Raw genomic sequence first — 23,660 nt, forward strand, 5'->3', positions numbered from 1 at the left:
GGCGGCTACTTGGTGAGCTGTGCGTGAATGGCGTCGATGCCCAGCTGCACTTCGGCGAAAGTCGTAGTGAGCGGCGACAACCCTAGACGAATGCCGCTTGGTCGCCGGAAGTCAGGAATGATCCCCTGTTTCCACAGTTCGGCATTTACGGTCGCGAAGCTCTCGTGGTCAATTGTGACGTGGCTGCCCCGTTCGGCGGCGTCGCGCGGGGAGCTCACTGTGACGCCGAGGGGCACGAGTAGCTCGTCGACAAGTGCGAGGGCGTACTCAGTGAGAGCGATCGACTTGGCACGGATCGCCGGAATGCCCGCTTCTTCGATGAGCCCGAGCATGTCTTGCATCGCGAGCGAACCGACGACCGATGGCGTGCCGCTGATGAAGCGACGGATGCCCTGATGCGGCGCATAGCCCGGCCCCATTTCGAAGGGGTTGTTGCTGCCCATCCAGCCTTGGATCGGTTGCGTCATCGCCTCGATGTGCTCGGCGCGCACGTAGCCGAAAGCTGGTGAACCCGGGCCTCCGTTGAGGTATTTGTAGGTGCATCCGGCAGCAAGATCGACGCCCCACTTGTCCAGTTCGGTTTCGACGACGCCGGCGGAGTGGCAGAGGTCCCAGAGCACAAGTGCTCCCGCCTCGTGGGCGAGGGCGGTGATGCCGGGCATATCGGCGAGGTAGCCGGAGCGGTAGGCGACGTGACTGATGACGACGAGGGCCGTGTTCTCGTTGAGAGCGGCCTTCACTTCGTCGGCGGTGACTCCCCCGTCACTCGCAGGGTCGATCCAGCGCAGCGTCTTGCCGAGTTCGGCGGCGATGCCTTCGACCAGGTAGCGGTCGGTCGGGAAGTTGCCGGTGTCGATCACGATCTCGTTGCGCTCGGGGCGCGCCGTGAGGCCAGCGCGGATCAGTTTGTAGAGCACGACTGTCGTTGAGTCGCCGATGAAGGTTTGGCCTGGCGCAGCACCGAGAGTGGCAGCGCCGAGGCGGTCACCGAGCGTTAGGGGCAGGTTGTACCACGACTCATCCCAGCCGCGGATGAGGCGTCCGCCCCACTGCTCGTCGACGAATTCGGCGAGACGGGCCGCACTCGCCGTTGTCGGTCGTCCAAGCGAGTTGCCGTCGAGGTACGCGCGCACCTCAGCCGACCGCACAAACTTCGCAGGGTACTCCTTCAGCGGGTCAGCGGCATCGAGTACTTCGGCAGCCTGAATGCTGGTGTCGGTCATAGGTCGTTCCTCCACGTGATCGGGATGGGGGTCGTTGCGGTGGGGACGGCATCGTCGACATCGCGAGCGGAGCGCGCGCGGGTCGCACTCTCCGCAAAGCTGGGGTGGAGCAGTTCGTGAGCGCTGACGACGGTGGCTGTCATCAACCACGACGCCAAATCAGTGTTGGCCAGAGGAACCGTCGGCAAGTAACTAACGGTGCTGCCGAAACTGGGGAGACACAGCGAACGCAACAGGGCGTCGTAGCGCACCCCGGCATCCTGCAGTGCTGTTAATTCACGCTGGTTGAGACCGGGTGGCAAGTCGCCATTGCCCAGGTCTGTTCCATAGCGCACGGTGCCGCCAGCGGTGTGGAAGCGGTGCAGATTATCGCTCGCACGCTCGAAGTCTGGGCCGCGCTGACCATAGCCGTGGATGTCGAGGGTGCTGATCCACGAGTGGCGCCCGGCCAAAAACCGGGAGTTTGGTTGCGCCATCTCGTCGATCAGGGCGTCACTGAGTTTCTCTGTCCACGGCGTGTGCGCCAGCCGGTCAACACCGGCAGCAAAAGCTCGCTGTGCTTGGCCAGCTCCCTGCGCATGGGCGACAACTTCTGCCGCCCGACTGTGAGCGTATTCGACCATGGCATGCAGAGTGTCATCGTCAATGACGGCGCCGTCTTCCGCATTCAACGCAACCTTCACGAGGGTTGCCCCCGCCGCCAACTGTTGCGCGACGGCGAGCATTGCTTCCTCGCCCGTTGAGACTTCAGCGACAGCGAGTGTCGCAGCCCACGCCCGGTTCGCCGGGTAAGCGTGAGGCGCCGTAATGAACGCCCCCGCATAGTTGAGGGCAGGAACCGCATCATCAGAGGACCACTCGTGAAGCCGATCAGGGTGCCCGCCCAAGTCGTCAACAGCAGCGAGACCGCCGGCGATGAGAGCGCGCGGCTCCGTCAATCCGAGGTGCACGTGCGAGTCGCGAAAGCCCGGAAGCAGCACTCCCGGAAGACGGACTGCGGTGGGAATCGGGGCATCCGCTATTGCTCGGATGCCGTGGGAGCTGACACGAACTGTTGCGGGACCGTGCCATTCACGCAGCCAGAAGCCATCGACGGCGTAATCGACGGTGAGGGCGGAGTCGGGCGCTGATTCCGGTCCCGCATCTGAAGTTGGAACTGGGTTCGGTTGTTCGGTCACGAGCGGCCGATCTCGGTGCGCACGGCGAAGAGTTCGGGAAAGAAGGTGAGGTCGAGGGCCTTCTGAAGAAAGCCGACGCCGCTCGATCCGCCCGTACCGCGCTTCATGCCGATAATGCGCATGACGGTTTTCATGTGACGGAAGCGCCAGAGTTGGAAGTTGTCTTCGAGGTCGACGAACTCTTCGCACGCTTCGTAGGCGAGCCAGTGTTCGCTCTCGTTGTCGTAGATGTGGCGGAAGGTATCGATCAGTTCATCGTTTTGCTCGTAGCCACGAGTGACGTCGCGATTGAGTACCACGTCAGGAATGTCATAGCCGTGGCGACTGAGGTAGCGCAAGAACTCGTCGTAAACGCTCGGCTCCGCGAGTAGCTTGCTCAGCAAAGCGTGGGCTTCAGGATGCGCTTCGAAGACTTTCAGCATTCCCGCGTTTTTGTTGCCAAGCAGAAATTCCACCGCGCGGTACTGATATGACTGGAATCCGGAGGAGCTACCAAGGTAGTCACGGAACTGCGAATACTCACTCGGAGTCAGAGTCGCGAGCACCGACCACTGCTCGGTGAGGGTGCGTTGGATGTGCTTGACGCGGGCAATGCGCTTGAGCGCAATAGAGAGGTTGTCGTTCGCGATCAGGTCGCGGGCAGAAGTGAGTTCGTGGATCACGAGCTTGAGCCACAACTCGGTGGTCTGATGCTGGATGATGAACAACATCTCGTCGTGGTGCTCGGGGGTGCTCTGCGGAGTCTGCGCACTCAGCAACGTATCGAGCTCTAGGTATGAGCCGTACGACATCCGCTCGCTAAAGTCGGTAACTATCTCGTCTTCAAGGGCGCGTTCGTTGTGAGTATCCGACATGACGACACCCTATTGCACTTTTGCGACGGCCGCCACACTTCTGTTCGCGTGTTTCTGCGCAACTACTCTGCACTAGTGCATGTGAAGTCTCCCGCAGTTGCCACTCCGACGCCGAGATCTTCGTATCGGATAATGGCCAAGTGATCATCGACGACTTCCTGACCAGCCTTGCCACACTCCCGGCTTCACCCGTCCGCGAGTCCTATCTCTCCTTTGTTACGGCGGGCGGGTCGGATGTGCTCAAGCGCGATGGTGGGCCCGAGCATGTGACGGCATCCTGTTTCGTCTTCTCGCCTGACTTCGAGCGCGTGCTGTTGTGCTTTCACCGCAAAGGACAGTTTTGGGTGCAGTTCGGTGGCCACATTGAGCCGCAGGATGCGTCCGTCGCGGATGCCGCACTACGCGAAGCTCGTGAGGAGTCGGGCATCACTGACCTCACCCTCCGCTCTGACTCGATCGTTGATCTTGACCGGCACGAACTGCACGGCGGCTTCGCGTGCGCCGCTCATTGGGATGTGGGCTTCGTTGCCGTCGCCGCGCCAGATGTAGATTTCGCGGCCAGTGAAGAAAGCGAAGACGTGCGCTGGTTCCCCACCAACGCGCTGCCCGCCGCGGTGCCCGACAACTTTCCGGCGCGCCTGGCCGCAGTGACGACATTGCGAGCCACACGACAGGCTGATCCGACAACAGCTGTGGCCGCGGTGACTGAAAGCGACATCAAGTGATGACTGACAACCGGGCCATGCAGTCGATCGCAAGAGAGACGATGGATGTCGCGCGCCAGAATATCCGCGCCAGCCAAACCCGCGTGTTGTGCGGCGAAGACACCTTCAGCTCGGTATCCGGGCACGAATACACCACAGCCGACGGCATCATCCGAGCCGAAGAGATCATCACGATTGACCTGAGCCCCGAGCGGGACGGCTTCAGGGGTGACTTTGCACGCACGATCATCGTGGAGAACAGTTCGGCCATCGAGGATGCGCGGATTGCTGCGCGCGACGATTGGAGGGCTGGTGTGCTCGCCGAAGCACAGCTGCATAGCGACTTGATCGAACAGCGGAGCGCAGATCGCATTTACCGAGAGAAGGGAAACGCTGCACGGATCGGCGACACTGCTCTCTTTACGTTCGCGCCTCACATCCGTCGCCCCGGAGGTGCTGATGGCTTCAAGCACGAGAACACTTACTACTTCACGAACGACCGGCTCGTGGAGCTATAGCGTCGCTGTCGGTTTCGGCTTCGGCTTCGGCTTCGGCTTCGGCACGTTGAGCCGCACGTCGCTTGCGCTTCTCGTTCGCTGTCGAGAGAGCTTTGCGGGCGAGAGCATTTGCTTTGGCGCTAGCCTTCTTCGCAGGCTCAAACTCGGTGCCGAGTAACGCAAGCCCTCCGATAGCAACCAGAGAACCGGGGCCCGGCAGTGGGATGAGCACCACACCGAGCGCGACGGTTGTGCCGCCCACGACGCCAACGGTGGTGCGATAAACGCGGTTCACCGTGGGGTTCTTGCGGATCGCTTCGCGCGTTCCATGCGCAGCCGAACTGGCTGCATGCCCCAGCACTGAACCCGCTCGTGCGGCAGGCGATGGCTTCTCGTTCATGATGCGATTCTACGAGAGTGCCATAGCTCAAGAAACGAGACGGCTCGCAGCGAGCCGATTGAGCGAAACGTTCTGCTCAGCGGCCTCGATCACTAACTGTCGGTGCGACTCAGGGGTGACACGCACCATAAATTTGCCTGAGTACGTGCGGTCTGCAATCGCGGGGGGTGGAATCTCACCGGTTTCGAGCATGTCGTCAATCACACCTTGGGCCAAGTCTCTAATGCCTGCAAAGGCGCCCTCCGAGAGGTCGTCGACCCAGGACAGAGATGGCATTTCTGCCACTGTTCCTACGAATGCTTCGTCTTCTGGAGACCATCGCACGCGGTAGGTGTAGTGCTCCGCACGTGAAATGCTCACAGCTTTTCTCCCTCCAATTTCGCAATCGCGGCTAGGACTTGCTTCACCTGATATGGCTTTGCTTTGCCATGGTCGTTCTGAATATTGACGCGCGGATCACCGTGCCACAGCATCCGATACACGCGGTGCGATGTGCCGACCTGCCGTGCCTCGCCGAAGTACTGATCGCAGACTTTTGCAAGATCTGCGAACCGCACCCCTTTCGGAGAGCGCCTCATTTGAGCTAACAACTTCTCTGTACTCGTCACGGTACTTGATATCACTATTGATACTACAGACTACGGAACTTTTCCACACCCCACGAATGCAGAAAACCCCGGCTGCCGACCACATGAGTGGGGCATCCGGGGCTTTCGTGTGCTCGAGTGAGCGGTCTGCTTGTTAGAGCGCAGCCAGCTTGTCGACGAACGAATCACCAGGCGCTACGTCGACCGACTCTGCATCGATCTCGGCGCGGCCGAGGAGTTCGTCCATCTTGCGACGACGGTTGCGCGGGATGAGCGTGACAACGGTTCCAGCCTTGCCTGCGCGACCGGTACGGCCAGCGCGGTGCAGGTACGTCTTGTACTCCTCAGGAGCATCGGCCTGAATAACGAGGCTGATGTCATCCACGTGGATGCCGCGGGCTGCAACGTCTGTCGCGACGAGCACGTTGACCTTGCCACTCGTAAGCATCTGCAGGTTGCGGGTACGACGCGACTGGTTGAGGTCACCGTGAAGGCTCGTCGCCGGGGTTCCCCCCATGCTCAAGAATTCGGCCATCTCTTCAGCAAACGCACGCGTGCGGGTGAAAACGAGAGTCTTGCCCGTACCAGCGGAAAGCTGCTTGATGATCGCACGCTTGTCGCGCTGTTCGATGAGCAGAACCTTGTGGTCGATCGTGGAAGAAGCCTGGTCTTCGCCAGCAACCTCGTGCACGGCCGGGTCAACAAGGAATTCCTTGACGAGAGTGGCAACACCCTTGTCGAGGGTTGCCGAGAACAGCAGCTTCTGGCCGCCCTCGCTGGTTTCACGCAGGATGCGCTGAACGGGCTCGAGGAACCCGAGGTCGCACATGTGGTCTGCTTCGTCGAGAACAGTGACCTTCACCTGGCTGAGGTCGAGACGACCCTGCTCGATGAGGTCTTCAACACGGCCGGGGGTCGCGATGATGACATCGACGCCACGGGTGAGGGCTGCAACCTGCTTGTACTGAGGAACGCCACCCACGATGGTCGTGGTGAACAGGCCAACACTGCGAGCGATGGGCTGAATGGTGCGATCGATCTGCTGAGCAAGCTCACGAGTCGGAGCGAGGATGAGGGCGCGCGGCTTGCGGCCCATCTGACGATCCTTGCCACCATTGTTTTCCATGAGGCGCTCAACGAGGGGCGCACCGAAAGCAATGGTCTTGCCCGATCCGGTTTTTCCGCGGCCAAGAACATCCTTGCCGGCGAGAACGTCTGGAATGGTTGCTGCCTGGATGGGGAACGGCGACTCTGCACCCATGGATGCGAGCTGACGCGAAATGTTCGAGCCGATACCCAGGTCGATGAAGGACTTGCCTTCAACATCGCTGGCAGTAACGGTCTTGGCTACGAGACGCTCAAGAACAACATCTTCTTGCTGCGAGTGCGACGACTTGCCATCGCGGGCCGGGTAGTACGAGCTTTCGCGCGGCTCGGAACGCTGCGGGCGGTCGTTGCGGTCGTTGTACGACGGACGCGAGCCACGGTCAGGACGGTCGCTGTAGGAGGGACGCTCTGAACGCTGGGGGCGCTCGTTGTAGGCGGGGCGCTCAGTGCGCTGGGCACGATCGTTGTACGACGGACGCTCGCTGCGACCAGCAGAGGCGCCACGGTCGGGACGGTCGCCGTAAGACGGGCGCTCGCTGCGCTCGGGACGCTCAGTGCGGTCGTTGCGGTCGCTGTACGACGGACGCTCAGTGCGACCAGAGTTGTTGCGATCGTTGTAGGAGGGACGCGAGCCACGGTCGGGGCGGTCACCATACGAGGGACGCTCGCTGCGGCCGCCGGCATTGCGGTCGTTGTAAGACGGACGCTCGTTGCGGCCAGAGCTGTTGCGATCGTTGTAGGAGGGACGCTCGCTGCGGCCAGCAGATGCACCGCGGTCGGGACGGTCACCATACGAGGGACGCTCTGAACGACCGGCGTAGCCGCCACGTTCGGGGCGCGAATCACGCTGTGGGCGCTCGTTGCGGTCGCCGTGGGACGGGCGGCCTCCACGCTCGGGACGGTCACCGTAGGAAGGACGATCGCTGCTGCGCTGTGGGCGGTCGCCATATGCTCCGCGTTCGTTGCGCTGCGGGCGGTCACCGTAGGAGGGACGATCGTTGCGGTCGCCGTTTTCGGGGCGTCCACCACGGGCAGGCTTTTCGCGGGGAGTCCAGTCGGGGCGACGTTCGTCGCGGCCGCCACGGGCTCCACCAGTGTTGCGGTCCCCGGTACGTGCAGCGCGGTCGTCGGCACTCCAGCGACGCTTGGGCGCTTCGCCCTGGTCTGGGCGGAATCCGCGGTGGCCTTCGCTGCGTGCTCCGCCGCCGCCCTTAGGGGCAGACTTGAAGTTTTTTCCGCCACGGCCGGTGGCAGGTTTATTGAAATTAGGCATAGTTCTTTCCGGGTTATTCGTAGATGGAACACATCTAGTGCGTGGAGTACGCGCGCACGCTAACGCTCACCAATTTAATTTGGTAGACGCTGATTAGGCATCTTCCAACTAGCTTGAGCGTTCGTGCACTGCACTTCTGAACCCGGGCAGTCTTTGACCGAGGCCGTCACATACATTCGTGTGATTGTCATCAGCTGGATTGGCTGACAAACCGGCCCGCAAGACTTACAAACCCATACGCGAGATTTCGCGCTGTCTTGAGCCGACTTATCTACATTACTTCATTGCGCTCTCGATAGCGAGGATCGATTGGAGGCTCCGCGCTATTTGAGGCGCGAGTTCACCGCGAATTGCAACGCGAAGGTGTCCTTTAGCAGACACGCGAAATTCATGACAGAATCTCCATTTCCCCCAGATCAGCCTAGGCCATCTGAGGAAAATGGATTAGCCAGAAACCTTAGCCGGTGGCACCCACTGCGCTAGTTTCGCGACCAGCCTTTTTGGCGGCGCGACGACTCTTGCGATCTGTACCAGCGGCCTTGCGGTCTTCGCGACGTTCCTTGGCACCTTCAACGAGGTAGTAGAGAACCGGAAGCACGACCAACGTGAGGAGTGTCGACGAGACCAGGCCACCGATCACGATGATCGCGAGCGGCTGCGAAATGAATCCGCCTTCACCCGTGAGGCCAATACCGAGAGGAAGCAGAGCGAAAATTGTCGCCGCGGCCGTCATCAGGATCGGGCGAAGTCGACGAGACGAGCCCTCAATGATGGCTTCGCGAGCGCGCATACCCTTCACTCGGTACTGGTTGATGAGGTCGACAAGCACGATCGCGTTCGTCACGACAATACCGATCAGCATGAGCACACCAATCAACGATGCAACACCGAGAGGGATGCCAGAGATGACCTGGAGCGCAATCGCACCGGTCGCCGCGAAGGGTACCGAGACGAGCAAGAGCAGTGGCTGACGCAAGCTCTTGAAGGTCGCAACCATCACAACGTAGACGATCAGAATCGCGATCAGGAGGGCAAGTCCGAGCTGCTGGAACGCATCCGTCTGTTCCGTGGCAACACCACCCAGTGATGCCGAAGCACCAGCAGGCAGATCAGCTTCATCAACAGCGGCAGCAACCAGAGCGGATGCCGTTCCCACGTCGTCACTGCCCGGTGTCACGCTGAGAGTCGCACTGCGCACTCCCTTAACCGAGGTGATGCTCGCTGGCCCGTCTTCGACATCGACGGTCGCGACATCGGTGAGCGGAACAAGACCGGCGGCACTCGGAATCTGGAAGTCGCGCAACTCTTGAATGGTGACGGGCGCGATCTCGTTCAGGATGTAGATCGACAGAGTCGATTCGTCGATGACGGCGCTGCCGACAGCGCTGGGGTTCATCGCACCGGCAACAATTCCGCCGACAGCAATTTCACTGAGTCCGAGGGCTGCAGCCTTGTCACGATCTACCGTGATCGAGATGAAGGGCTGCTGTTCCGAGAGGTTGCTTGTTGCTTCGGCAACGACATCGAGGTCGCGCACCTGCTCGAGCAGGGCATCCGATGCTTCACGCAGTTCGGCATCGCTCGTTGCGGTGATGTTGATCTCGATGTCACTCGAGGCGTACCCGCTGGATGCCGAAGCAAGAGTTACTTCGCCGGCGTCGTCGATTTTGGCGACAGCATCACGCACAGCTGCTTGAAGCTCGACCTGGTCGACTTCAGGGTCTGTGGTGAGCGAGAAGGTGCTCGCACCGCCGCTCGAGAATGCTGCCCGCAACGATCCGCCACTTGAACCGATGGATAGTTGCACGGTCTCGACTCCGTCGAGGTCGATGAGCACCTCTTCGACCTTCTTCGCTGCTTCGTCGCGCGCTTCAAGGCTTGCACCGAGCGGCAACGTCTGGCTGACGGTGAGAGTGTTTTGGCCGCTGTCACCGATGAAGTTGGTCTTCATGAAAGGGATGAGGGCAACGGTTCCGCCCAGCAGGAGAACGGCAACAAGAAGAGTCGCAACGGGGCGCTTGAGCGTCCAATTGATTACGGGGAGGTACCCGCGCTGCAACGCGGTTATCTTCTCCGCCTGAGGCATGCTGACGGCATGAGCGTGCTCGACGGCTTCCTCGGTGTGACGCGGTGCCACCTTGTTTCCGAGGAACCAGTAGGCGAGCACCGGAACGATCGTGAGTGAAACGAAGAGTGATGCCGCGAGAGCAATTGCCGTCGTCAGAGCGAACGGGCGGAACAGTTCGCCCGTGATGTCTCCGACGAGCGCGAGCGGCAAGAACACAGCGATCGTGGTCACGGTGGATGCCGTGATCGCTCCCGCAACTTCCTTGACGGCAGTCTGGATGGCTTGCAGTTTTGGCTCGCCCATCGACACATGGCGCTTGATGTTCTCAATGACCACAATCGAGTCATCCACCACACGACCAATGGAGATGGTGAGCGCACCGAGCGTGATGATGTTGAGCGTGTAGCCCGAGACCTGCATTCCAATGAAGGTGATGAGCACGGATGCCGGGATCGAGATTGCGGTAACTAGTGTCGAGCGGATCGACAGCAGGAACACCAAAATGATGATCACGGCGAAGACGAGCCCGAGGAGGCCTTCGGTCGTGAGGCTATTGATTGACTCTTGAATAAAGGGAGCCTGGTCAAAGACCACCGTGAACGTGGTGTTGCTCCCGAGAGCACTTTCGAGTTCGGGGATGAGGTCGTTTACGGCTTGCGATACCGCAACCGTGTTGCCTGCCGGGCTCTTGGTGATGGCGATCGTGAGCGCGTCTTGACCATCGACTCGCGAGATTCCAGTCTGGGGATCATCAATCACCTCGACCTGAGAAACATCTGCGAGAGTCACGACTTCGGTGTTCGTACCGCCGAGCAGCGGAAGAGCAGCGATCGCATCGGTTGAAATGATGCGGTTTCCGGCCTGAACGGTGAGGGTCTGGCCGTCTTCGGTAATCTCACCGGCCGGTAAGAGAACGCCGTTATCGTCGAGGGCCGAGCGAATGTCTGCGTTGGTTAGTCCATTCGCAAAGAGCTTCTCGGCATCGGGAGTGATGACCACACGTTGCGTTGAGGTGCCAAGCAGACTGGCATCACTGACGCCATCCAGCTTGTTGAGTTCAACGAGCGTTGATGCTTCGAGCTTGCGAGACAGTTCTTTGGCATCGAGGTCGCTCGAGACAGCAATCTGAACGACGGGCAGGTCGGTGAAGTTGAACGTGAAGACCTGAGTGGTGGCAGAGTCAGGCAACTGGCCTGAGATGCGGTTGATTGCGAGCTGGATTTTCTGCTCGGCGGTGGCGATGTTGGTGCCGTAGTCGAACGACGCGGAGATGTTCGAGAAGTTGGAGTTCGATGTTGCCGTGGTCGATTCGAGACCGGGCACTCCCTGAATCGCGGCCTCGATGGGCGCGGAGACATCCTTATCGACGACGGCGGGTGAAGCACCCGGGTAGGTCGAGATGATGAAGATCTGCGGCAGCGAGAGCGATGGGATGAGCTCTTGCTTGAGCGACGTCAGCGCCACCCCACCGAAAATTCCGATGACGATGGTGACGAGCGCAATGAGGGCTCGGTTGCGCAAAGAGAATACGGAGAGCAGATGCACGAGGAGACTTTCGTTGCTGTGGGTCGCGGACGCGTCGGTTCACACACGGCCGACCATTTTCACGGGCAACCACATGCTGGTTCAGTCAATTCTCTCAGCACGTTAGGTATTCCGCGTACTCTCGCGAGATTACTTGTGGACTAAACGACGTTGGCGAGTTCGCTACTCGCCGGCGAGAACGGATGCCGCATCACTGTCGACCAGGCGGCGGCCAGTGCCGAGACACCCTGTTCCAGTTCTGCAGAGTTTCCACTGAAGGGAATGCGCAGGAATCTCTCAAAGGCCCCGTCCATGCCGAAGCGTGGTCCGGCAGCAATCACGAGCCCTTCGTTGCGGGCCGCCAAAACGAGTTGAGAGCTCACAGGTTGGCCGAGCCCAACCCAGGCGGTCATTCCACCCGGGGTGTGGGGCACTTGCCAGGACGGCAGTTGCTCGGCGAGGAGGGAGGAGAGGTGCTCGCGACCGGCGCGCAGTGACGTGCGTCGGGCATCCAGAATTGACGGGAAATCTTTGAGAACGTTGGTGACGACAAGTTGCTCAAGCAGTGGGGTTCCGAGGTCACCAGCAGAGCGTGCGCGAACGAGTTGGCGAATGGTGGCGTGGTCGGCGCGGATCCAGCCGGTGCGCAAACCACCCCACACCGTCTTGCCGACCGACCCCACCGAGATCGCATTGCCATGAGCAGCGAATGGCAGTCGGTTGCCGGTGCCATCGAGGTTGAGCTCAGCCATCGTCTCGTCAGCGATCACGGCAGTGCCGTGGCGTGCGGCAAGCGAGAGCAGCTTTCCGCGAAGTTCATCGGGCATCGATTGCCCGGTGGGGTTGTGAAAGTCGGGCATCAAGTAGGCCAGCGACGGGCTGGTGCGCTGGATGGCCTGCTCGACGGCGAGCGCATCCCACCCCGTCTCGGTCGAGACACCAACGGGAACGAGGCGAGCACCGGCAGCACGGAGCGCATCGAGGGCGTGCGGGTAGCTCGGATTCTCCATGAGCGCGCGGTCACCGCGAGACATGAGGGTGCGGGAGATGAGCGCGATCGCGTGCTGGGCGCCAAGGGTGACCATGATCTGGTCGGGACTCGTCGGCAGACCGCGGTCGGCATAGCGCTGCGCGATGGCCTCCCGCAACACCGGAATTCCCACCGGATCGAAACCAGACTCGCCCAGATAGGCGGGAAGCTGTTCGGCTGCGAGGCGAGACGCGGCAATCACTTCGGGCGCCGCCGACATAGTGGATTTGCTGAAATCTAGCATCTGCGGGGCTGCAGCATCGGGGATCAGCGACGATCGGTGCGGTAGCTGCGCAACACTTCCCGAACCACGCGTGCTCTCGACGTAGCCGCCCTCGCGCAGCGACGAGTACGCCGCCGTCACCGTGGTGCGGCTCACCCCGAGAGCGAGCGCCAACTCCCGCTCAGCAGGAAGTCGCGTTGAGGTCAGGATGCGGCCATCCATGACAAGGAGACGGATGCGGTCGGCAACAGCCACATAAGCCGAAGTGGATGCTGCGGACCTCCATTCGCCCATCATCACAACCAATGCACGCGCAGAAAGGCTATTCATGAGGCCAGAGTAGCCGAATTGGCCTCTTGTTCAGAGTCCAATCGCGTAATTGGATATGTTTATGACTCCTCGCCTCATCATGGCTCGCCGTGTGCTCCAACTCGCCTTCGGGCTCTTCTTGTACGGCTTCGCCATTGCGCTCATGATCCGCGCCGAAATCGGAGTCGCACCCTGGGATGTTCTCGGCCAAGGTGTCTCGCTCACCACCGGCATTCCCTTTGGCTTCGTCACCAACATCATTGGGCTAATCGTGCTGCTGCTGTGGATCCCTATTCGCCAGAAACCCGGAATCGGCACCGTCTTCAACGTTGCCCTCGTCGGCCCGAGTGCTCAAATCGGGCTCTGGATACTGCCCGATGTTGAGGGGCTCCTCCCCCGCATCCTGCTCTTCGTCGCTGGCTTGCTGCTCCTCGGCATCGCAACCGGCCTCTATCTGGGTGCGCGATTCGGGCCAGGGCCCCGCGATGGCCTCATGACGGGCATCCACCGCAAATATGGTGGCAAGATTTGGGTTGTTCGCAGCAGCATCGAACTAGTGGTGCTCACCATCGGTGCCGTCCTAGGGGGAAACCTGGGCTGGGGCACGCTCGCATTCGCGCTGCTGATTGGCCCGATCGTGCACTTTACGATCCCCCGGCTGATGGTGCGTGCTGCGATCAGTCCCACTGCGGAGACGGCGGCCGAGGCCGCTATTCGCTGAACTGCGCCGGAACGTAGACATCCTGAACACGGTCATTGAGTGCCGTGTGGTCATTGCGCGTGTAGATGCCGCAGGCATTAGTGATGCAATCGGCATCCTCACCGAGGGGGTCGCCCAGTTCCAGGTAGGCGGTGAAAGTGCCGGCAGAACTGTCATCAAAACTGCGAGCGCCGAAGAGACGCCACGCCCAATCGGCGTTGATCCAATTGCTGGGAGCCCACTGCACGGTGCCTGCTGCAACGTCTTCTTGCTGCTGACTGGGGACACCGCCAATGCAGGGGCCTGGTTTTTCGGCGGCGCTTGTGGGGATGACGCACACAGCAACATAAACGCCCTGCGAACCGTCATAGCCGGTACCGGTCACGACTACCCGTTCTCCGCGCACGAGAGCCTCAGTGTCGATCGGCTCACCGTCCTCACCGGCAACGCTGAGAGTGCGCGTTCGCCCATCGTCGCCCTTGGCCGTTACGGAGAGCGGCCACTGCTCATCCGTCTGCTGCTGATTCGATTGACCAGCACTCTCGTGCGTAAGGATCGGCACCACAATTATGGCGATCGGCACGAGAAGCACCAGAACAACAACCAGTACGATCCACGGCCACAAGCGGCGACGTGACGCAGTGCGGGGCATGGAGCAAGTCTAGGGCCGCAACACCCCACGGCGAGGTGCCGTTTTGTCATAAGGTGACAGTGCGAGCCAACCGCCACGGACCACCGAAAGGGCACGCGATGATTCGGGACCTTGTTGCTGTTGCGATTGGTGGCGCGCTCGGCACGGGAATGCGTTTCGCTCTCGATCTCGCCTTTATGACGAGTGACGATCTTTTCCCGGTGTCTACACTCATCGCAAACATCATTGGCAGCTTTGTGCTTGCCTTCATCGTGGCAGCGATGTGGCGCCCTTCGCCGTCATGGGCACGCGCTGGGCTCGGTGCCGGGATGCTTGGCTCATTCACGACGTTCTCGGCGCTCGCTGTCGCCGCAGTGCACCTCCTCGGTGTCGACCAGTGGATCCTTGCTGTCATCTACATCGCCGCGACAATGGTTCTCGGTTTGGCCGCAGCAGCTTTCGGGCTGTGGCTTGGCACTCGTCGAGCGCCCTTCAACGATGACGACTCTCGTGCGCCTGTTGTGAGTGAACCTATGCAGGCGGACTTGGTGAACGAGTGACCTCCGGGGTAGTTGTCGCAATCCTTGGCGCGGGTGCCGCCGGGGCAGTCTTGCGCTATCTCACATCTCGCGCCTTCGCCTCGAACACAACTTTCCCCTGGGCCGTGCTCACCGTGAACGTAGTTGGCTCGGCGCTCGGTGGACTTCTCGCCGGCCTCGCGCACGTCGGCACCATCGACCCAAACCTTGAGGTTGTGCTCCTCACTGGACTCTGCGGCGGACTCACCACCTTCAGCACTCTCAGCGTTGAGACGATGCAATTCATCACAATGAAGCGGGTTCGCACCGCACTCCTCAGCATTGCGGCCAACCTCATCGTTGGTATCGGTGCTGCAGCAGCAACCTACTTTTGGCTCATCGCTCTCGCCACCGAGCGCTAGGCTCTGACCGCTCCCACTTTGCGCTACTAGGCAGCTGCGCGAATCAGATCGTCCGCGCTGCGTCAACGAAAGCGCGAATCAGGGCAGGGTCTTTCACTCCACGACGTGATTCGACACCGCTTGAGACATCAACACCGGTCGGATGCGCGGCTCGAACCAATTCCACGACGTTGATCGGCGTCAATCCGCCCGCAAGGACCCACGATCTTGGCAGGTCGCCGCCCTCAAGCAAGCCGGGGTCGAAAGTGGCTCCACCTCCGGGCGTGACGGCATCGATCAGCAGCCGGTCGTCTGACTGCAGTTCGCCGGTGCCGCTGAGCTTGCGGTACTCATCGATCGAGATCGCCCGAATGGCGCCAAAGCCCTCGGCACGAAGACGATCGAAATCGGCAACGGTCTCGTCGCCGTGCAGCTGCACGGTTGCGAGGCGAGCGCTGCTCGCGGTCCGCAGCACGCTTTCGATGGGCTGATTGCGAAAGACTCCCACGGTTTCGATCGATGACGGCAACTCAGCGGCGAGTGAACGCGCATGCTCGGCAGTGACGAAGCGTGGGCTGCCTGGCGCAAATACGAAGCCGATAGCGTCGGCTCTGCTCTCAGCTACCGCGGCGGTGGCATCCTCGGTAGAGATCCCGCAAATCTTTACAAATAGTTGACTCATCTGATTGATGCTCCCGGGGACGCGAGAACGAGGGCGGCAGACTCGTGACCGCCGACGCAGGCTTCGTGCAGGCCACGAGTCGCGAGATAGGCAATCAGAAATCCCGCAGCAAAGGCGTCGCCGGCACCCGTGAGGTCGCGAATCTCCTGCACGATCGGCACCGAAACCTCAACTCGCTCGCCGTGGGGTCGGTGCACGACGGTGGGATCGGCGCCCGCTTTGGTGACCACGATGGTGTCCGGAAGCCGAGCGGCGTGAGGGCCGAGCTCGCCGTCAACGACCAAACCCAGAAACGCCGTTTCGCTCCTATTTCCCACAAGAAAGTCAGGGCGAAGATCAGCCATCAACTCAAGAAACGGTTCGACCCCGAATTGGGCGAGCATCCCCGTGGAAGCGACATCGATGGACACCAGAATTCCCCTCGCCTTGGCACGACGGATCACGTCGACTGTGGTCTCGCCAACCGGACTGCCGTTGAAGGAGTACGCCGAGACGTGCAGAAGCTCAAGCCCATCAAGCCACTCATCAGGCACCTCATCGAGCAGCGTCGCCGCTCCCCGGTTCGGCAGCATGCTGCGCTCGCCATCCTGATCAATCAGAATGACGATAGTTCCGGTAGCCCCTGCGCGCTGCACACGCACATCAACGCCCTCAGCCTCGAGGTCGCGAACCAGCGAGTCCCCGAGATTGTCATCACCAACGCACCCGATGAATCGGGTTGGGGCGAGCCGTGCGGCAAAGCTGGCAACATTCGCCCCGCTGCCGCCCCGAGTGTGAAAAATTTCGACATCCGTATCTGTGCCATGCCTGAGTGGTTCCGACAACCAAACAACGACGTCTTCGACGAGATCTCCGAGGATTCCCAACACGATTGCTCCCTGCCCCTAGCGGGTCAGCGCCGCGGCAACGAGCCCGCCGAGAGCAACGTTGCCTCGATAGACCTCGACATTGACATCCAGGCTCACGCCGTGGGTATCCCTCTGAATGAAGTCGAGCAAGAACGGTGTCGATGCATTGCCACTAATGCCCTGCTTGTCGGCCTCAGCCCACGCCCGCGCAAGGATGTCGTCAAGTTGCTCTGGCGGCAGTTGCTTGTCGGCGGCAACGGGGTTAGCCAGCAGCACAGACTGCGGCAGCCCGAGTTCGTCGCGTGCCGTGACAATCGCAGCAGCCTCCTCGGGGGTGTCAACCGAGTAGCCGATCGTGAATCCTGAGTCAGTGACGTAGAAGCCCGGATACTTCGTCGTTCCATAGCCGATGACGGGGATGTTGAGGGTCTCGAAGCGTTCGAGCGTTGCGGGGATATCAAGAATTGATTTCACCCCGGCGCTGATGACCAGTATCGGAATCTGGGCCAGTGTCGTCATGTCCGCGGACTCATCGAAAGTCTCGGAGGCTCCGTGATGCACCCCGCCGAGGCCGCCGGTCGAGAACACCTTCACTCCCGCGTGATGGGCGAGAAATGCCGTCGCTGCCACAGTGGTGCCGCCGTGTTTGCCGAGTGCACGCACGACTGGCAGGTCGCGCAGGCTCACTTTGGCAATGTCATCCGAGTTCGACAGAGTCGTGATCTGCTCCGTGCTGAGTCCTACCGTTGGTACGCCGTTATAGACACCAATCGTCGCCGGAGTGACTCCCTGCGCGCGAAGGCTGGCTTCGGCTTCCAACGCGACCTCAAGATTGCGCGGTCGAGGGAGTCCGTGAGTGAAGATCGTGGACTCGAGAGCGACAACAGGACGATTCTCACGAACCGCATCCTGAACTTCTTGGGCGACATGGATGACGGGTTCAGACATAGTCGATCACTTTCTTCACAGATGCTCTTCGCTGATGCACGGATGGAGGCTCGCCTCACTCCCCACCGTAACGAGTCATTGCGTTTTAGCGGCCGTTTTTCATTGCCTGAATTTTGCTGAGCGTAGCGATGACCTGTCTGGCGATCATCCGCCCCGCCCGGTTCGCCCCAATTGTGGATGCTTGAGGTCCGTACCCGGCAAAGAAGACGCGAGGATCTTTCCAGGCAACGCCTTGCCCGACAGAGACCCCGCCCTCTTTCTCGCGAAGCTTGAGGGGCGCGAGGTGACGCAATTCTGGGCGGAATCCTGTCGACCAGATGATGGCATCCGCTTGTTGGAAGGCGCCGTCTTTCCACCGCACCCCGTCTGGCTCGATGCTGGAGAACATGGGGCGCGGGGTCAGCACACCGCGTTCGATACCGGCTTGGATACGACGGGTGCGCGGAACGCCGGTGCCACTAACAATGCTGGGAAGCGCTCGTCCCGCCCGGGCCGCTTCGTCTTGCATCTGTACTGCTTCTTTGCGAGCTTCAAGGTTGAGCCCGCCGTCTTCAAGAAAATCGATGGGGCGGCGACTGACCCACGTCAGGTTCTTGGCAACATTTTCGAGCTCAAGCAAGAAGCCGATTGCCGAGGTTCCCCCTCCAACAACAACAACGCTCTGATCGGTGAACTCTCGGGCGCTCTTGTACTCGCTCGTGTGGAGGTGGCGACCGTCGAATGACTTGAGGCCCGGGTACCAGGGGATGAACGGAGCACCCCACGTGCCGGTCGCGTTCACAACGGTCGTGGTCGTGACCGATTTCGTTTCTTCGCCGTCGAGGACGAAGGTGACTCGCAAGTGCTCGCCCTCGTTTTCGACAGAGATGACGTCAGCGTCGCGAACCACTTGGAAGTCGTAGTGCTTTTCGTATTCGCGGTAATAGTCTGCGACAACCTTTTTTGCTGGCATGTGTTTGTCAGCGGTCTCGAAACTCAAACCCAACTCGTCAAAGCCCGGAAGATCGTTGATGCGGTGGGCCGAACCAATGCGCAATGCTTCCCACCGAAACTGCCACGCACCACCCGTGTTTGGGCCGCGGTCGAGCAACACAAAGTCGTTACCCGGGTCTAGCCCGAGCCGACGCAAGTAGTAGGCAACAGAGAGGCCTGCCTGACCTGCACCGATGACGACGACTGAAGTGTCGGTTTCGAGAGTGGATGTCACGCGCTAACGTTACCCGCCACCGGGCCACCTGTGCATAGACCACGAAGAGATAGGTAACCGTCGTGCTAAACTGTGGGTTAGTTTTCATCCATCCCTGTTCGCTCGTTCGCTGGCCACCGTCAGTGCACCGGGACAGAAGTATGAGGGGGTCTCGCATGGGACGCGGCCGTCAGAAGGCAAAGCACACCAAGGTTGCTCGGGATTTGAAGTACTTCAGCCCAGACACAAACTATGGCGCGCTTGCCCGAGAATTAAGTGGGTCAGAGAGTTCAGCTCCTGTCTCCGAAGATAGTGAAAAGTGGCCTGAGTATTCAGCTGGAGCTTCCTCCAGCGATGAATACGATGTCGAAGATGACGAAGACGACGAGGAAACTCGAAGCGCCTAACAACATCCTTTGCCACACACGAAACTTCACGATAAACGCAGTTTCACCACAAAAGTCGAACGCCTAACCCCTCGAGGGCCGGGCGTTCGACTTTTTGTGCGTGGGCTTTCGGCTAAAACGCCACCAATTCTTTTGCCTTCGCCACAATCGCCTCAACGGAGGGCAACCATGCCTCTTCCAGCACACCGGCATAGGGCACAGGTGAGTCGGGGCTGGAGAGCAGCGACGGCGGAGCATCCAGAAGCGTGAAGTGTTGTGTAGTCATGCGGGAGACCAATGATGCGCCCCAACTGCCGTCTTGCGGGGATTCCTGAACCACCAATAGCCGCGAAGTTTTCGCCAGTGAACGAGCAACCGCGTCATCATCGAACGGAATCAGCGTTCGAGGATCAATAACTTCAGCCGCGATGCCAACCGCGGCGAGCGCCTCGGCCGCCTCGACAGAACGGTGCCGCATCTGCTGGGTCGCAACAATAGTGATGTCCTTACCGGCACGGACGACGGATGCCACCCCCAGCGGAAGAACCGCTGCGTCTCCCGTTGGCACCGAGCCTTTCAGCGAGAAGAGCCCCTTGTGCTCGAAGAAGAGCACCGGGTCGTTGTCGCGAATAGAGCCACGCAACAGTCCGTAAAGGTCTTCTACTGTCGACGGAACCACGATCTTGAGGCCCGGAACGTTGAGGAACCAGTTCTCGCCAGCCTGAGAATGTTGAGCCGCGAAACCAGTACCGGCACCGTTTGCCATTCTGATGGTCAGCGGCACGGTGACTTGGCCACCCGTCATATAGCGGTGCTTAGCGACCTGATTAACGATCTGGTCGTAGCAAACCCCCGCAAAGTCGGCGAACATGATTTCGGCCACCGGGCGAAGTCCCATGATCGCGGCACCAAGAGCGGCTCCGACAATTGCCTGCTCTGAAATCGGGGTATCGCGCACGCGGCGCGGACCAAACTCTTCGAACAGCCCAGCAGCGGTTTTGAACGCGCCACCGGCCGCACCGATGTCTTCACCGATCATGAACACGTCGGGATCTTCGCGCATCTCGTCAGCAATGGCGCGCGCGATGACTTGGCGATAGTTGAGGGTGTCGCTCATGAGTAGATGTGCTCCATTCCGGCAGAAAGTTCGGGTTCTGGCCAGGTAAGGGCGAGATCGCGGGCAGCTTCGACATCGGCGTGAGCCGTGCGCTCCACTGCGGCAGCAGCATCCGCTCCACCAGTCGCTTCAATGGCATTTCGCAATTGCACAATCGGGTCGCGCGCGAACCACGACTTCACTTCGTCTTCTGGGCGATACTTCGCGGGGTCGCTTCGCGAGTGTCCGTTGTGGCGATAGGTATCGGCCTCGATTAGTGTCGGGCCTTCGCCGGCACGCGCACGCTCGACGGCGGTCTTGGTTGCCGAGCGCATGGCAATCACGTCGTTGCCATCGACGAAGACGCCGGGCATTCCGTAGGACGCTGCACGATCGCTCAAGCGATCAATGGGGGTCGTTGATGCCACGGTCGAGTATTCGCCGTACTGATTGTTCTCGATCACGAAGATGGCGGGCAGCTTCCAAATGGATGCCAGGTTGAGCGACTCGTGGAATGCGCCAATGTTTGTTGATCCGTCACCGAAGAAGGCGACGCTCACCTCGGAGGTCCCGCGATAGCTCGCTGCCAGCGCTGCGCCCACCGTTGTCGGGAGATGGCCGCCGACGATCGCGTTCGATCCCAGCGCACCAACGGAAACGTCGGCAAGATGCATGGAGCCGCCTTTGCCTCCACACAACCCACCCGCACGCCCCAAAATTTCTCCAAAGGCGCGGTCTAGAGGGGCGCCCATAGCGAGCACGGCTCCGTGGCCGCGATAGGTGCACGTCATGGTGTCGCCTGGGCTCAGCGCACTGCACACACCCACCGTCACCGCTTCCTGCCCCTGGCACAGGTGGGTGCTTCCGCGCACCAAATTCTGACTGAATAGCCCCATGATTTCGTCTTCGAAGAAACGAATCTCATACATGGAACGCAACAGCTCAAGGGCGTCTGCGGGCATCGGATCGGCAAGCGTGGGGCTCACGGAATGATAGGTCATGGGTTTAAACTTTCTACTTCTGTCGCGGCGGACCGCAACTGTCTGTGGTTCGGAATCCTGTGGGCAGATGGGTTTCTGCACCGGCATCGCCAGAAAGTTGAGCAAGCACAAGCTCAGCTGCTGTGCGCCCAATCAAGGCCGGGTCACGCGAAATGGTGCTGATTGCAGGGGTAAGAAACTCTGACAGCGCAACGTCATCGCACGTCACGAGGCTGACATCCGCGGGGATGCTGAGCGAGAGTTCGCGCAGCGCGCGGAGTACCCCCACGAGAATCTGGTTGCTTCCCGCGATGAGAGCGGTAGGAGCATCCGACGCTGTCATGAGTTCTTTAGTGGCGTTGTAGCCGTGCTCAGCGCTGAAGTCACCCATGCGAATCGTTGAGGTGATATTCGGATGCTCGCCAGCAACTCTTGCGAGAGTCTCGGCTCGTTCCCGCGACGGGCGCACTTGCGAGCTGCCATTCACGAGGGCAATGGATTGGTGCCCCAGAGAAATCAGGTGCTCGACAGCAGCACGGATGCCGGTGGCATGGTCGCTGAGCACGGCAGCGGCTGAGGTTGCTGCGATCTCACGGTCAATGAGCGTGATGGGATAGTGCGCCGATTCCAGTGCCTTATTGAGCGCTTCATCAGTCTCATCGCTGACCGAAATCAGCAGCCCATCAATGCGCCGTTGCTCCATCGACCTCAATTGTTCGAGCGCGAGACCAGGTTCGTTGAATGAGTTGGCGACCAGCATCGAATATCCGCGCTGACGAAGCACCCGCTCAGCGCCCATCGCGATCTGTGCCAACAGTGGGTTGCCAATGTCGGCGGCAACGAACCCGATCGTGAAGCTCTCGCCAGTGCGCAGGCTTTGCGCCAACGCGTCCGGCTGAAAACCCAGCTCCTCGATCGCAGCGAGAACGCGTTCGCGCATCTTGTCGCTGACATCAGGATGATCGGAGATCACTCGAGAAACCGACGAGATAGCGACGCCAGCACGCTCAGCCACTTCACGCATACCTGCTCGGCGAAGTGGCGGCGTTGACCGACGCTCGTTAGCGCCTCGCCGGTTTCCAGAGTGATCGTTCATGTTCTTGTCCACCTAGTCTTTCGAGACCCGATACTGGTCGATGTAGTCCCAGTTCAGATCCCAGCCCAGCCCCGGGCGATCGCTCAGGGTCAGGGTGCCGTTGTTGAGTTTTGGCCTGTTAGTGATCATGTTCCACCAGAACGGGTCGCGATCGGGGTGGAAACACTCGGCGATTGTGCCGTGAGGCTGGCTCGCCAGCAAGTGCGTAGACACCTGCGGTTCTTCATGGTGCCCCATTTGCACGTCGTAGGAGGTGGCGATCGCGGCGGTTCGCAACCATGCGGTCGGTCCGCCTGACCACGACGAGTCAAAGTTGCACACGTCGATTGCTCCGGTCTCCATGAGGTCGCGGCATCCGCTTGCACTGAATTCGGTTTGGCCAGCACAGACTGGGACTGAGCCCTGATAGCGCACGTCGCGCATCGACCGTTTATCGTTGTGCCACTCCACGGGCTCTTCGAACCAGCGGATGTTGAGGTCAGCAATCCGACGACTCAGGTCGACAGCGACGGCAGGTTTGTATCCCTGATTGGCGTCGATGCAGATGATGAAGTCATCGCCAGCGGCCTCGCGGGCTGCGGTGATGCGTGCCGCGTCTTCTGCCGCGCTGAGCCCACCAACTTTGAATTTCACGCCGGCGAGGCCGAGCTCCTGATAGTTGTGCATTTCGTCGGCAATGCTTCCGAGGGGTTCGCCGTAGTAACCACCGATGGCGATCATCGGTAGCTCATTGCGATACCCACCCCACAGTTTCCAGAGGGGCATTTTTAGGGCTTTACCTACGGCATCCCAGATGGCGGTGTTTACTGCGGCGAGGGCGACGAGACCGAGCCGGCGGTCACGGAGAATATCGAAGGTCACTTTGTACCCGGAATCCCACAGGCGCTCGATGGCCATTGCATCTTGGCCGATCAGCGTTGGCGCGAGTTCTTCGTGAATGATGCGATCGATGTCAAACATCGTCTCGTGTTCATCCCCGGTATAGGCCTCTCCAATGATCCCCGCATCGGTATGAACCCTGGTCACAATGGTTGCGCGATGAGTCATGTGGTAGTGGCTACCGCGAAACTCTCGGGCAAGCGGTGCGACCATGGGGATCGTCTCGATGCGGGTTATCGTCAGGCCGTGCGCTTGTGGATCCAGCGGATCGCGTTCAGCGTGAACTCGTTGATCATGCATATTCTGTGAACTCCGTTATTCGCCCACCACGC

At 60.4% G+C, this 23,660-nt stretch carries 23 protein-coding genes; 6 read left to right on the forward strand and 17 right to left on the reverse strand.

Annotated features, from left to right (window positions below; genetic code table 11):
• Positions 1–5: 5 nt before the first annotated feature.
• Genes AC061P_RS12645 through kynA form a run of 3 tightly spaced genes read right to left on the reverse strand, consistent with a single transcriptional unit; the run spans position 6 to position 3,255 of the window.
• Positions 6–1,223, reverse strand: a complete 1,218-nt coding sequence (locus AC061P_RS12645; RefSeq protein ID WP_449647594.1) for a kynureninase — start codon at positions 1,221–1,223, stop codon at positions 6–8.
• Positions 1,220–2,401 carry an amidohydrolase family protein gene (locus tag AC061P_RS12650; RefSeq protein WP_480391354.1) on the reverse strand — a complete coding sequence of 394 codons (1,182 nt, stop codon included), beginning with the start codon at positions 2,399–2,401 and terminating at the stop codon, positions 1,220–1,222. Before AC061P_RS12650 ends, AC061P_RS12645 begins: the two co-directional genes overlap by 4 nt.
• Entirely contained in the window at positions 2,398–3,255 is an 858-nt protein-coding gene (gene kynA / locus AC061P_RS12655; RefSeq protein WP_480391355.1) for a tryptophan 2,3-dioxygenase, read from the reverse strand. Before kynA ends, AC061P_RS12650 begins: the two co-directional genes overlap by 4 nt.
• A 140-nt stretch (positions 3,256–3,395) precedes the next feature.
• On the opposite strand from kynA, the gene AC061P_RS12660 reads away from it, so the two are divergent.
• Both AC061P_RS12660 and AC061P_RS12665 read left to right on the forward strand, forming a co-directional pair.
• Complete coding sequence (locus AC061P_RS12660) at positions 3,396–3,980, forward strand: NUDIX hydrolase (RefSeq protein WP_480391356.1); 585 nt, start codon at positions 3,396–3,398, stop codon at positions 3,978–3,980.
• A complete protein-coding gene (locus AC061P_RS12665) occupies positions 3,980–4,477 on the forward strand; it encodes a M24 family metallopeptidase (RefSeq protein WP_480391357.1) in 498 nt (165 codons plus the stop codon). The genes AC061P_RS12660 and AC061P_RS12665 overlap by 1 nt, the downstream gene beginning before the upstream one ends.
• Here the strand turns inward: AC061P_RS12665 and AC061P_RS12670 are convergent.
• The 5 genes from AC061P_RS12670 to yczR all read right to left on the reverse strand — a co-directional run bounded on the left by AC061P_RS12670 (position 4,449) and on the right by yczR (position 12,998).
• The gene (locus AC061P_RS12670; protein ID WP_480391358.1) at positions 4,449–4,856 is read right to left on the reverse strand and encodes a PGPGW domain-containing protein; all 408 of its coding nucleotides are present in this window, start codon (positions 4,854–4,856) and stop codon (positions 4,449–4,451) included. The genes AC061P_RS12665 and AC061P_RS12670 overlap by 29 nt on opposite strands.
• A 27-nt stretch (positions 4,857–4,883) precedes the next feature.
• Positions 4,884–5,216 (reverse strand): type II toxin-antitoxin system HicB family antitoxin, encoded by a 333-nt coding sequence (locus AC061P_RS12675; RefSeq protein ID WP_480391359.1) that lies wholly within the window; start codon positions 5,214–5,216, stop codon positions 4,884–4,886.
• A 381-nt stretch (positions 5,217–5,597) separates the two neighbouring features.
• A complete protein-coding gene (locus tag AC061P_RS12680) occupies positions 5,598–7,823 on the reverse strand; it encodes a DEAD/DEAH box helicase (protein WP_480391360.1) in 2,226 nt (741 codons plus the stop codon).
• A 457-nt stretch (positions 7,824–8,280) separates the two neighbouring features.
• On the reverse strand, positions 8,281–11,436 hold the full coding sequence (locus AC061P_RS12685) for an efflux RND transporter permease subunit (RefSeq protein WP_480391361.1): 3,156 nt from the start codon (positions 11,434–11,436) through the stop codon (positions 8,281–8,283).
• 140 nt (positions 11,437–11,576) lie between these two features.
• Positions 11,577–12,998, reverse strand: a complete 1,422-nt coding sequence (gene yczR, locus AC061P_RS12690) for a MocR-like transcription factor YczR (RefSeq protein ID WP_449647604.1) — start codon at positions 12,996–12,998, stop codon at positions 11,577–11,579.
• A 61-nt stretch (positions 12,999–13,059) separates the two neighbouring features.
• On the opposite strand from yczR, the gene yczE reads away from it, so the two are divergent.
• Positions 13,060–13,698 carry a membrane protein YczE gene (yczE, locus tag AC061P_RS12695; RefSeq protein ID WP_480391362.1) on the forward strand — a complete coding sequence of 213 codons (639 nt, stop codon included), beginning with the start codon at positions 13,060–13,062 and terminating at the stop codon, positions 13,696–13,698.
• On the opposite strand, the gene AC061P_RS12700 is transcribed toward yczE, so the two are convergent.
• Positions 13,688–14,329, reverse strand: coding sequence for a hypothetical protein (locus AC061P_RS12700; protein ID WP_480391363.1), 642 nt, complete (start codon positions 14,327–14,329; stop codon positions 13,688–13,690). The genes yczE and AC061P_RS12700 overlap by 11 nt on opposite strands.
• Before the next feature lie 98 nt (positions 14,330–14,427).
• Between AC061P_RS12700 and AC061P_RS12705 the strand changes: the two genes are divergently transcribed.
• Entirely contained in the window at positions 14,428–14,868 is a 441-nt protein-coding gene (locus AC061P_RS12705; RefSeq protein WP_480391364.1) for a fluoride efflux transporter FluC, read from the forward strand.
• Complete coding sequence (locus tag AC061P_RS12710; protein WP_480391365.1) at positions 14,865–15,248, forward strand: fluoride efflux transporter FluC; 384 nt, start codon at positions 14,865–14,867, stop codon at positions 15,246–15,248. Before AC061P_RS12705 ends, AC061P_RS12710 begins: the two co-directional genes overlap by 4 nt.
• A gap of 43 nt (positions 15,249–15,291) precedes the next feature.
• Here the strand turns inward: AC061P_RS12710 and AC061P_RS12715 are convergent, their stop codons facing one another.
• The 4 genes from AC061P_RS12715 to AC061P_RS12730 form a co-directional block, all read right to left on the reverse strand.
• Positions 15,292–15,909 carry a phosphoribosylanthranilate isomerase gene (locus AC061P_RS12715; RefSeq protein ID WP_480391366.1) on the reverse strand — a complete coding sequence of 206 codons (618 nt, stop codon included), beginning with the start codon at positions 15,907–15,909 and terminating at the stop codon, positions 15,292–15,294.
• Complete coding sequence (locus AC061P_RS12720; protein ID WP_480391367.1) at positions 15,906–16,778, reverse strand: carbohydrate kinase family protein; 873 nt, start codon at positions 16,776–16,778, stop codon at positions 15,906–15,908. The genes AC061P_RS12715 and AC061P_RS12720 overlap by 4 nt, the downstream gene beginning before the upstream one ends.
• A gap of 15 nt (positions 16,779–16,793) precedes the next feature.
• Entirely contained in the window at positions 16,794–17,705 is a 912-nt protein-coding gene (locus tag AC061P_RS12725; RefSeq protein WP_449647611.1) for a pseudouridine-5'-phosphate glycosidase, read from the reverse strand.
• A gap of 85 nt (positions 17,706–17,790) precedes the next feature.
• On the reverse strand, positions 17,791–18,912 hold the full coding sequence (locus AC061P_RS12730) for an NAD(P)-binding domain-containing protein (protein ID WP_449647612.1): 1,122 nt from the start codon (positions 18,910–18,912) through the stop codon (positions 17,791–17,793).
• Positions 18,913–19,067: 155 nt separating this feature from the next.
• Here AC061P_RS12730 and AC061P_RS12735 point away from each other — a divergent pair, with 155 nt between their 5' ends.
• A complete protein-coding gene (locus AC061P_RS12735) occupies positions 19,068–19,298 on the forward strand; it encodes a DUF3073 domain-containing protein (protein WP_449647613.1) in 231 nt (76 codons plus the stop codon).
• 112 nt (positions 19,299–19,410) lie between these two features.
• On the opposite strand, the gene AC061P_RS12740 is transcribed toward AC061P_RS12735, so the two are convergent.
• From AC061P_RS12740 to AC061P_RS12755, 4 genes are read right to left on the reverse strand one after another with little or no spacing between them, the layout of a single operon-like run.
• The gene (locus tag AC061P_RS12740) at positions 19,411–20,394 is read right to left on the reverse strand and encodes an alpha-ketoacid dehydrogenase subunit beta (RefSeq protein ID WP_480391368.1); all 984 of its coding nucleotides are present in this window, start codon (positions 20,392–20,394) and stop codon (positions 19,411–19,413) included.
• On the reverse strand, positions 20,391–21,374 hold the full coding sequence (locus AC061P_RS12745; protein ID WP_480391369.1) for a thiamine pyrophosphate-dependent dehydrogenase E1 component subunit alpha: 984 nt from the start codon (positions 21,372–21,374) through the stop codon (positions 20,391–20,393). The genes AC061P_RS12740 and AC061P_RS12745 overlap by 4 nt, the downstream gene beginning before the upstream one ends.
• A 13-nt stretch (positions 21,375–21,387) precedes the next feature.
• A complete protein-coding gene (locus tag AC061P_RS12750; RefSeq protein WP_449647616.1) occupies positions 21,388–22,449 on the reverse strand; it encodes a LacI family DNA-binding transcriptional regulator in 1,062 nt (353 codons plus the stop codon).
• Between the two features lie 12 nt (positions 22,450–22,461).
• Entirely contained in the window at positions 22,462–23,628 is a 1,167-nt protein-coding gene (locus AC061P_RS12755) for a mandelate racemase/muconate lactonizing enzyme family protein (RefSeq protein WP_009773310.1), read from the reverse strand.
• Positions 23,629–23,660: the final 32 nt, after the last annotated feature.

The sequence above is a fragment of the Rhodoglobus sp. G.S.4 genome (assembly GCF_056619605.1).